Below are 9,522 nucleotides of genomic sequence, written 5' to 3' on the forward strand. Positions count from 1 at the left end.
GGACAGGCCCGCTGGACCAGCCGCTGGAAGACCGCACTGAACGCCTTCGACATCACCTTCGACGGCCGCCTCTCCACAGCCCGCCACTAACCAACCACCCCCGTTACACCGCTCGATTGACAGACTCCCCTCTGCAGGTCATAAAGCACGGTCGGGGTGGGCGAGCAGTGAGGACAGGGCGTGAGCACGGACTGCCGGGTCGGTGGCCAGGGCCGCATCGGCGAGGAGGTGGAGGCGCCAGTACAGGTCCAGGCGCTGCCGGTCGGCTGGGGTAACCCTGTGGGCGGGCAGGGCCTGCGGGGACGGCAGGCGTAGGCGTACGGCGAGACGGGCTCGGTCGGAGATCGGGTCGCCGAAGGCGGCGAGTTCCCAGTCCAGCAGGAACCGCAGACCGCCCGTGGTGCGGACGAGGTGCCCGGGCTGGAGGTCGTGGTGGAGCAGCCGTGGCTCGATGTCGAGGTTCACCCGGTCGAGGTCTCGGCGAAGGGCTGCAGCGACGGTGGCGAGATCGGGTGCTGTGGTGGTGTACAGATTCAGGCGGTCGTGGAGGTAGGCGCGCCAGGTGGGATGACGGGCCGCTCCGGCAAGACGCCCGAAGTGGGTTCCGCCGATGGCGTGGACTGCGGCAAGCGGGCCGGCGAGGTCATCCAGGAACTGATCAGCGGGGACGGGTTGTGCCTGGACCGCGCTCTGCGCGGTCCAGGCCGGCTGCCCCTTCACGTCGGCGTCGAGCAGGCGGGGACCGGGGGCGCGGTGGTGGGTGAGGAGCGCGAGGGCGGCAGCCTCGTTGGCGGCGCGGGCCGGGTCGCTGTAGTGCTTGAGGACATACGCCTCGCGTCCGCCGATGTACCAGACGCGGTTGACCTGGCCGGTGGTGATTTCGGTGGCGCCGTCGGGGACGCGACCGTCGATCCCGGCCACGGTGTCAGGCGAGATCGCCGAGGTAGCGGGTGGGGGACTCGCCGTGGGCGAGGTCGGCGATCAGGGGGCGCAGACCGTGGGGCAGCAGGTTGAGGCCGGGCACCTTCTCCAGCTCCACCCATTCCAGGCCGGTCTGCACGTCGTCTTCGGCGTGACCGCCGAGCTTGTCCGGATCGCCCTCGGGTCGGCACAGGAAGATCGCTTCGACCCGGTGGTCTTCCGGGGCGCCGCCGTGGTTGGCGCCGATGTACTCGCGCAGCCACAGCAGCCGCTCGGGTGTCACGTCCAGGCCGGTCTCCTCGCGGACCTCGCGGCGGACCGTGACGCCGAGGGTCTCGCCGGGGTGCTGGCCGCCGCCGGGCAGAAAGTAGCAGTCCTGGCCCTCCCAATGGGCGCGCTGGAGCAGGACACGGCCATCGTTCAGGACGACGGCCTTGGCCGCGTTGCGGACGGTCGCGATAACGGGTTCAGCCACAGGAAGCTCCCACGTGTGATCGAGCGTTTGGTGTTCAGCGTTCAGTCTTACCGAAGCCGAGGCGGCGGCCGGTGGTCTTGGCCCAGATCAGCCGCCAGGGCCCGGCCAGCCGGACGAAGGGCTGGAGAGGGCTGGCCGCCACCAGTGTGATCGGCCGCGCCGCGGCAGAGCACGGTGGCGACCCGATGGTGGCGGGTGGGGTGACGCGGCGGTGCAGCACCGGTGCCAGGGTGAGCAGCCGGGCGGTGGTGACGGGACCGTGCAGCAGAACAGCGACGACGGCGAGCCCGGCCCACAGGGGACCGGCCCACCATGCGCCGGCCACGACGACGGCCAGCAGCGGGGCGCCGAGGAGCCAGGCGGATTGGTCAGCCCACTCCCGCAGTATCAAGGCGTACCTGGCCGGGCGGGAAAGGCCGCCGGGCAGGTGGGCGATGGCTCGAGCATGGCGGTCGGGGCGGGCGGAGGCGGTGAACGCGAGCGCGTGGAGGTTGGTGACTCCGGTGGTGTCGGTGTAGGGCTCGTCCAGAACCAGGGCGGCGGACGGGGCGAGGTCGGCGCCGAGGAGGGAGAGGCGGTGTCCGGTGCCGAGGTCTTCCATCGGTTCGGGGAAGCCGCTGAGCCGGCGCAGGGCGGGGAGGTGGACTGCCATGCCGCAACCGACGGCGTAGACCATCGGCCGCAGCCACATCCGGGCCGGTTCCGGGACCCGGGAGCGGGTGAGCCACTGGTGGAGGCGTACGCGGGCGAGCTCGATGCCGAGGGAACGGCGCAGCTGGTAGATCCACTCCCCGGTCAGCAACAGGCCGGCAAGGCCGCGCGGGAAGGGACGACGGGCCAGCAGCGGGAGCCGCTGTTGCTGGATCAGTGCCGGCATCCGGCCGGTAGACGAATGGTGTTCGGCGACGGCGTCGGCGAAGGCGATCAGGGTGGCCCGGTCGGGGACGGCGTCGGCGTCGTAGACCAGGACGAAGGTGTCGCGGGCGTGGGCGTCCTCGCGCCAGCCGAGCGGCCCGAGTACGTCGGGCAGGCGGTCGAGGGCGAAGTTGAGCTGTCCGGGCTTCCGGCCGCCGACATCCGGCTGGTGCAGATGCACCAGCGGCAGCCCTTCCGGGCGGCCGGCGGTCAGGGTGGTCACGATGTCGGCGGTGCTCGGCTCGGCGTCGAACAGCTTGGTCAGCACCACCAGACGTTCGCTGCGCGGGGCGGCCTTCACGGTCTCGGCAACGGGCCGGCAGCGCGAGGCGGGGAACAGGCCCCGCAGCTCGGCTGCGGTCAGCGTGGGCAGCGCGGCGAGCTCCGGCAGGCGCCTGCGGTGCCGGGCGTGGGCCGTGTGCTCGCGTTCGGTGGTGATGGCCACGACAGCCGCGCGGCCGGCGGGGTAGTCGAGTCCGGTGAACGCCGCGATCGACTCGGCGGCAACAGTCTGTTCACGGAGCATGGGCAGCAGCACCACCAGCCACGGCGCCTGTCCGTCCCTGTCGGCTGGGCGGTGCGCGGGGGCGGGGGCGGCCAGCAGCCACCGCGCGCTGGCCTCGACCGCGACGGCGGCCCATAGCGCGCGGGCCAGCAGCCCGGTCACGAGAACCGGCACCACGATGTCCAACCACACCTCGATGGCACTCACGCTTCCCCCAGCAGTCGGTAGACGGCGCGCACGTCGTCAGCGACCCGCGGCCAGGCGAAGGACTCGGCCCGCGCGCGGGCGGCGGCACGCCGTACGGTGTGCTCGGCGGTGCCCGACTCGGCGAGAAGCTTGTCGGCGGCATCGGCGGTAGCCGCAGCGTCGCCGGGAGGGACGAGGACCGCGGCCGGGCGCTCGCCGACGTAGTGCCGGATGCCGCCGATGTCCGTGACGACGGCCGGAGTTCCACAGGCGAAGGCTTCCAGCAGGGCGTTGTTGGCGCTCGCCCCGGTCAGGGGCAACAGCAGGAACGCCGCCCGCCGGTAGAGGGCGATCAGCTCCTGTTCGCTGATCCCTTCCAGGATGCGGGCAGCCGGGTGCCATGGACGCGAGGCGGTCTGCCGGGTGACGACGGTCAGCTCGATGCCCTGGCCGTGGCGGCGGTACAGGAGATCATGCACGGCGTCGAGAGTGTGGAAGTCGCGCAGCCACCAGCCGACGGTCAGCACCAGCGGCCGACCGAGCCGCGACGGTGAGTCGGCGGGGGAGAAGGCGGCGGTGTCGATGCCGTGCGGCACCAGGTGCACTCGCTCCGGCGGGAGCAGGTCGCAGAAGAACGCCTGCTGATGGGGATCGAGGACGATGACCTGCTCGGCCCGCGGAGCCAGATGCCGCCACGCCTTGATCGGCAACAGTTGGGCGAGCTGGTCGGGCGGCTGGTGGTAGGTGACGGCCGTCGGGCCGGTTCGATGGCCGGAGAACCAGAACTGCTCGTCCCCATACAGGACGTGCGCCGGCCGGCGGGAGGCGAGGACACGCAGGTCGGTGGCGAAGTGCTCGGCCGGGTAGAACGGCAGCGGGCAGCGGGGGCCGAATACGCGGTGGGCGGCGGTGAAGGCCCATCGCGCACTCGGGTGGCGGGGCGGGGTGATGCGGCGCACTTCGGGCAGGTAGTCCAGGAGGCGGTCGTAGCCGCCGTGGGTGGTGTGCCAGGGCACGCGGACGACGGAGGCGATCACGCACGTCCCCTTCCCTGGGCGGGCAGCAGGCCGAGTCGGCGCAGTTGCGGAGCGATGGCGGCGGGACGGTCCAGGCGCACCACCGTCAGGTCGGGCGTGTGGTCGGGGTGGAGGCGGGCGGTCCAGCGTCGGCGGTGCCGGTGGTGGTGCATCGGTCCCCAGCGCAGGATGGAGTCCGCAGCCAGCAGGTGGCGGTAGGACTCCCGGTTTCCGGCGAACAGTTCCTCGCCGGTGGCGGCCCGGCGCAGCGAGCGGTTGACCAGACGGGGCAGGCACACGCGCAGCGGCAGATCGAGCCACACGACCAGCTCGGCGCGGTCCAGGAGCATCTCGGCGACCTCGCCGCCGTAGTTGCCATCCGCGATCCATGCCGGTCCGGCGAGGCGGTCGCGGACGCCCTTGTGGAAGACGGGGGTCTTCAGGGGTGTCCAGTTCGGTCCCCAGAACAGCTCGTCGAGGTCGATGCGGGGCAGGCCGGTGTGGGCGGAGATCGCTGCGGCCAGCGTCGACTTGCCGGAGGCGACTGGTCCGACCAGGGCTATGCGGCGGGGAGTCACGTAAGCCTCCCCGTTACCGTGGCGGCCATCTTCTCCAGGAGGCCGGGGCTGTGCACGCCGGCCGTGACCCTGAGGACGGGCACAGTGGCGGCGAGGCTGTCGATGAGGACGGCCGCTTGGCCGGCCAGGTCGTCCACGGGCCGGGTCCGGACGGCGAACCATGGCTCGAGCCAGTCCTCGTCGTACGGGGTGCAGCACACGGCGGCAAGGAGGGTGCGGGCCCGCGCGGCATCGAGGGTGCGGCTACTCAAGGGCTGGTCATCGTCACGGAGGCGGGGTACGACAACGAGCCGTAGGGGCGCTGTCTCCCGCACGCGACAGGAGAAGGCCCGGGCGAACTCGCGTGGAGTCAGAGCTGCTTTGCGGCCGCTCCCGAAGGCTACGGGGACGGTGTGCGGGATCGGCAGGTCCGCGCGCGGGGCCAGTGCGGACAGGGTGCCCCCGCCGATCCGAACTGAGATCGGCACCCCGGTCACCATCCCCGCGTCGGCGGTCACCAGGGCGCGGTCGGAGGCGATCAGGTCGGCCCCGTGGTGGGCGGCCAGCGCGGTCAGCACGGTGGTCTTGCCCGCCCGGGAGGGAGCGGCGATGAGCACGCCGCGGTCGTCGAGGGCGGCAGCCGCAGCGTGGAAGGAGGTCCAGCCACGGCTTTCGGAGCACCGCAGGACGATCTCGCGGACGACGCGCATCAGGTACCGCTCGCCGCGCTCGGCCCCGGGTTTCAGCAGCACCGTCTGCCGGCCCGACGCGTCCCGGGCGTAGAGGTGGTCGAGGGGTAAGTGTGTGTCGGGGGCAGGCCACCACCATGTGACGTCATCGATCCGGCAGCGGCGGTACGGCTCCCCGCGGAAGGGCACCACGGTCAGTGAAGCGGCGGCCGCGACGCGGGCCATGCCGTCCTCGAAGAGGGCTGCGTCCCGGCGGACCCGGACCGCCGTCTCCTCCCCGCACGGTGGGACGAGCCGGTGCCCGGGAACGAAGGCCCGAAGGTACCGCGCTTGAACGGCGTCGAAGGCGGCGTCGGTGACGAGGTGGAAGCGGTGTCCGGCAAACAGCGCCGTGGCCGTCTTCGTGCCGGTCATGACCGGCACTCCATCCGGGCTGCGGAGACGGAGGGAACCAAGGGTGCGGCGGCGAGGAGTTCCTCGCGTGTTCCGTTCACCAGGCGACGGGCGATGTCGATGCCCATCTTGACCGCGTGGTCCATGTTCCCGATCTCGTAGCGCCAGGTCCCGAACCGGCCCCGGGGGTAGATGCCGCGCTCTTCCATCCAGGGCATCACCGGCGCCAAGGCCTCGTCGCGCCCCAGGGTGGGTACCGGATAGGCGTACGGAATCACCTCGACATGGGCGGTGGCGAGCGGTGCCTGCTCCGGCACCAGACCCTGACGGCGAAGTGCCCGGTCGCACGAGTGGACCAGAGCATCCCGGTCAAGGTCCTGGCCGGCGGTGATGGAGGTCTCGGTCATCCAGGCGCTGTAGGCGTCCACCGCGGCGCCGGGGACGTTGGCGGGCGCGTACTTGCCGAAGTTCGTGGCCCGGTAGAAGGGCACATCGGGTTGCGGGAAGTACAGCCAGGACCGGGCGTCGGTGGTCGGTGTCCGGTAGCCCAGGCCGACCATGGCCACGGTGGTGTGCCGCAGGCTCCCCGCAGCGGTCCGGAGCGGGGCCGGGCAGGTGGAGGTCATGGCGACAAGCTGGTCCAGCGGTCCGGTGGCCACCAGGCGGTCGTAGCCGATCTCCTCGCCACCGTCGAGGGTGACGGCGCGAGCCGCCGGATCGACGGCAACCGCCCGGGCCCGGGTCCGCAGGCGACCGGTGTCGATGCGGGCGGCGAGCCGGCGCCAAATCTCGCCGGTGCCGCCGCACGCGGGGAAGGCGAAGGTGGCGTTCGGGCCCCACCGGTGCGCGGGTGCCGCGGTGCCGAGGAACGCGGCGAGGATCTCTTCGACATCGACAGGTGCCACCCGCTCGGCCACCCATGCCGAGCCCATGTCTTCCAGCGGCGTCGCCCAGACCTTGGTGTTGTACGGGGCGAAGAAGCGGTCCACCAGGGCCCGGCCGTACACCGTGACCAGCCAGGTCGCGAAGTCCGCCGGAGCTGCGTAGTCCCGGTGGGCGGCGGGGCGTGTGGTGAGGAGGTCGCGTAGGCAGGCCGTGGCGTCCTCCGGTGGGAGGTGATGGAGGTGCTGCTGGAAGGGGTAGGGCGTCCATCCCTCGCGGTAGCGGATGTAGGAGGAACGGTCGTGGTGCAGCAGTTCCTTGTCGGCGAAGAGTTCAGTCAGCAGCCGGTCGAATTCGCCGAAGTGGGAGAAGACCACGTGGCCGCCCAGGTCCCAGGTGAAGCCGGCCTCGTCGACCACGGAGGAGGCGAGCCCACCCGGCGCGGAGGCAGCTTCCAGCAGCAGGAAGTCATGGTGACCGAGGCGAGTCAGTTCGTCGGCGCAGGCCAGACCGCATGGGCCGGCCCCGAGTATGACGATCCGGCCGCTGTCCGGTGTGTGCGTGGGGCAGGGCATGGTGCACTCCTTCGATCGGCAGACAACGTGGACACGCCCAGCCCACGGGCTGGGCGGCGTTGTGGCGGCGCGATTCAGCTCAGGCGTGCGGCAGGCAGCAGGGCCGCTGCCCGCCGTGGGGCGAACGTTCAGGTAGGCGGGGAACGGGGCGAGGGCGACGGTGCGCGACCCTTCGCCCACGCGGTCGAGCGCATCCGCGTCGCGGCCCTGTCGGTGAAGGACACGCTCACACGGATCACCAAGTTGGGAGAAGGGCACCGCAAGTGAGCGAACAGAAGGCGGAGCTGTACGAGCACGACCTCTCCGTCGCCCGCTGGCGCAAGGCGGAGGAAAGCGGTCCTGAGCACAACCGCGTCGAGATCAACGACCTCCCCGGGGGTGGCACAGCCGTCCGCGACTCGAAGAACCCCCACCTGCAGCCGCTGCGGTACACGGCCACCGAGTGGAGCATGTTCCGGAGGGCCATGATGAGTGGAGAACTCTGATCGGTGAAGAGGGCGGTGGTGTTCCCCCGAGCGAACCGGGGGAGGACCACCGCCCGCAGCATCTCACCCCCCACTGACACCCCATCAGCGGCAGTGGTGTCCTTCGACTTGCGGGCGGTAGGTGATCTTGGTGACAGCTATCGCTGTCATGTATCAACGAGAGGCGTCAGTCGCATGGTCCCGTCGGGGGTGCTACGCCCGCGGGGGCCAGGAGGCGGTGACCCCTTCAGGTGCGGGGTCGAGGGCTCATCGCGTGGACGGAGGTGGGTCCGGAGGACTTCCAGGGCGGTGCGCAGGATGAGCGGTTCACTCAGGCAGGGTTCGTCGGACAGGACGGGCACCTTCAGCCAACGCAGACCACCGGGGCCCCGGTGGGTGTGGTGTCGCGGTGGGACGGTGACGAAGCTCCCGGCGCCGCAGTAACGGACGAGGTCGGGCCACGGCTCGGCGTCGTCCCGGGCGGGAGGAACGAAGAAATACACCTGGTCGTGGTGGGCGAGCACGGCGCCCACCCGGCGTCCGAGGCCGAAGGCCTCCAGGCGACTGATCACTGCCCGGGCGTGGTGCTCCGCCACGCGTACGGCGTCGAACGTGTTGCCGCAGGCCAGGGCCGCGGGGCCGGCGGCGGGCCAGGGAATGGGGTGTCTCATCGGGGCCTCACGGTGGGATCGAGGATGACGGGCAGCTCCTGGTGGCTGTTGGCTATGAAGGACTGCTGGGGCCGAAGCTCCGTTCGGGGCACGGCCAGGCGCATGTGGGGGAAACGCGCGAAGAGGGAGCGCAGCGCGATGTCGGCCTCCATGCGTGCCAGCGGTGCGCCGAGGCAGTAGTGGACGCCGTGCCCGAAGGCGAGGTGCTCCTTGTCGGCGCGTGTCGGGTCGAAGTCGTCGGCTGTGGCCCCGTGGAGAGCCGGGTCGCGGCCGGCCGCGCCGAAGGCGAGAAGGATCGCCTCCCCCCCGGCGGATGAGCACGCCGTCGCCGAGGTCGATGTCCTCCACGGCGTAACGCAGCGGCATGTGCATGATGGGGCTCTGCCGGCGCAGGGTCTCCTCGATGACGTCTTCCCGGGTGATCGTTCCGTCGGCGAGCGCGGCGCGGTGGTCGGGGTGTGTGAGGAGAGCGAGAGTCGCCTCGGTGATGAGGTTGACGGCCGTCTCGGACCCGGCACCGATCATCAGGATGAGAATGGAGATCAACTGCTCTTCGTCGAGCTGGTCGCTGCCGTCGCGGGCGGCGATGAGGTCGCTGGTCATGTCCGGGCCCGGGCGGGCCCTCTTGGTGGTGACGAGCGCGCTCATGCAGGTGAGGAGGTCGGTGAAGTCGGCCGCGGCCTGTTCGGGTGTCGCGGCGGTGTCGAGGGCCGCGTCAATGACACGACGGGTCTCGGGACGCATGTCCTCCGGGACGCCGAACAGGTCGCAGATCACCTCGGTGGGGATGGGATGGGCGAAGTGGGCCCGCAGGTCGACGGGCAGGCCCGACTCGGCGGCGGTGACCAGGTGGTCCATGAGGGCGGCGACGATCGCTTCGACCTTGGGGCGCATCTCGCGGGTGCGGTGTGGGGTGAACGCGACGGAGATGAGTTTGCGCAGCCGGCGGTGTTCGGCGCCGTAGGAGGTGAAGGCGCTGGTCACGCGGACCCAGACGTTCAGAGGCCAGTCCCGGGGGACATCGGCGAGCGCGGGCCAGTGACAGCGCGGGTCGCGGGAGACGCGCCGGTCGACGGTGAGCTGTTTGATGAGGTCGTGGTGGGTCACCGACCACGCCTGAACGCCACCGGGAAGTTCCACCGGCGTCGCCGGCCCCCGGGTGCGGAGGTGCGCGGCTTCCGCCTGTCGGTCGGCACCGGTGGGGTCGAGGACGGGGACGCGGGGTTCGGTTTCCATGTCGGGCCTCCATCTGCGGTGGGTGGGTGTGCGGGGG

11 protein-coding genes are annotated in these 9,522 nt (G+C 71.4%); 2 read left to right on the forward strand and 9 right to left on the reverse strand.

The window, feature by feature from the left end:
* Nucleotides 1–138: 138 nt before the first annotated feature.
* From FNQ90_RS05150 to FNQ90_RS05180, 7 genes are read right to left on the reverse strand one after another with little or no spacing between them, the layout of a single operon-like run.
* Nucleotides 139–921, reverse strand: a complete 783-nt coding sequence (locus tag FNQ90_RS05150) for a phosphotransferase family protein (RefSeq protein ID WP_182605170.1) — start codon at nt 919–921, stop codon at nt 139–141.
* 4 nt (nt 922–925) lie between these two features.
* Entirely contained in the window at nt 926–1,396 is a 471-nt protein-coding gene (locus FNQ90_RS05155; RefSeq protein ID WP_182605171.1) for an NUDIX domain-containing protein, read from the reverse strand.
* Between the two features lie 34 nt (nt 1,397–1,430).
* The gene (locus FNQ90_RS05160) at nt 1,431–3,023 is read right to left on the reverse strand and encodes a hypothetical protein (RefSeq protein WP_182605172.1); all 1,593 of its coding nucleotides are present in this window, start codon (nt 3,021–3,023) and stop codon (nt 1,431–1,433) included.
* Complete coding sequence (locus FNQ90_RS05165; RefSeq protein ID WP_182605173.1) at nt 3,020–4,039, reverse strand: glycosyltransferase family 4 protein; 1,020 nt, start codon at nt 4,037–4,039, stop codon at nt 3,020–3,022. The genes FNQ90_RS05160 and FNQ90_RS05165 overlap by 4 nt, the downstream gene beginning before the upstream one ends.
* The gene (locus tag FNQ90_RS28030) at nt 4,036–4,596 is read right to left on the reverse strand and encodes a P-loop NTPase family protein (protein WP_323379784.1); all 561 of its coding nucleotides are present in this window, start codon (nt 4,594–4,596) and stop codon (nt 4,036–4,038) included. Before FNQ90_RS28030 ends, FNQ90_RS05165 begins: the two co-directional genes overlap by 4 nt.
* Nucleotides 4,593–5,678, reverse strand: coding sequence for a hypothetical protein (locus FNQ90_RS05175; RefSeq protein ID WP_182605174.1), 1,086 nt, complete (start codon nt 5,676–5,678; stop codon nt 4,593–4,595). The genes FNQ90_RS28030 and FNQ90_RS05175 overlap by 4 nt, the downstream gene beginning before the upstream one ends.
* Nucleotides 5,675–7,114: a protoporphyrinogen/coproporphyrinogen oxidase gene (locus FNQ90_RS05180; protein WP_182605175.1), complete on the reverse strand. Its 1,440-nt coding sequence runs from the start codon at nt 7,112–7,114 to the stop codon at nt 5,675–5,677. Before FNQ90_RS05180 ends, FNQ90_RS05175 begins: the two co-directional genes overlap by 4 nt.
* Before the next feature lie 263 nt (nt 7,115–7,377).
* Here FNQ90_RS05180 and FNQ90_RS05185 point away from each other — a divergent pair, with 263 nt between their 5' ends.
* Nucleotides 7,378–7,599, forward strand: coding sequence for a DUF397 domain-containing protein (locus FNQ90_RS05185; protein WP_182605176.1), 222 nt, complete (start codon nt 7,378–7,380; stop codon nt 7,597–7,599).
* 146 nt (nt 7,600–7,745) lie between these two features.
* Here the strand turns inward: FNQ90_RS05185 and FNQ90_RS05190 are convergent, their stop codons facing one another.
* Together FNQ90_RS05190 and FNQ90_RS28375 are read right to left on the reverse strand one after the other, a co-directional pair.
* On the reverse strand, nt 7,746–8,249 hold the full coding sequence (locus FNQ90_RS05190; protein WP_182605177.1) for a hypothetical protein: 504 nt from the start codon (nt 8,247–8,249) through the stop codon (nt 7,746–7,748).
* Complete coding sequence (locus tag FNQ90_RS28375; RefSeq protein ID WP_323379785.1) at nt 8,246–8,767, reverse strand: cytochrome P450; 522 nt, start codon at nt 8,765–8,767, stop codon at nt 8,246–8,248. Before FNQ90_RS28375 ends, FNQ90_RS05190 begins: the two co-directional genes overlap by 4 nt.
* Here FNQ90_RS28375 and FNQ90_RS28380 point away from each other — a divergent pair.
* Nucleotides 8,706–9,522, forward strand: an 817-nt coding sequence (locus FNQ90_RS28380; protein WP_323379786.1) for a hypothetical protein, incomplete at its 3' end; no start/stop codon positions are given. The two genes, FNQ90_RS28375 and FNQ90_RS28380, sit on opposite strands and share 62 nt — an antisense overlap.

It is taken from the genome of Streptomyces alkaliphilus, assembly GCF_014141535.1.
Classification (GTDB): domain Bacteria; phylum Actinomycetota; class Actinomycetes; order Streptomycetales; family Streptomycetaceae; genus Streptomyces; species Streptomyces alkaliphilus.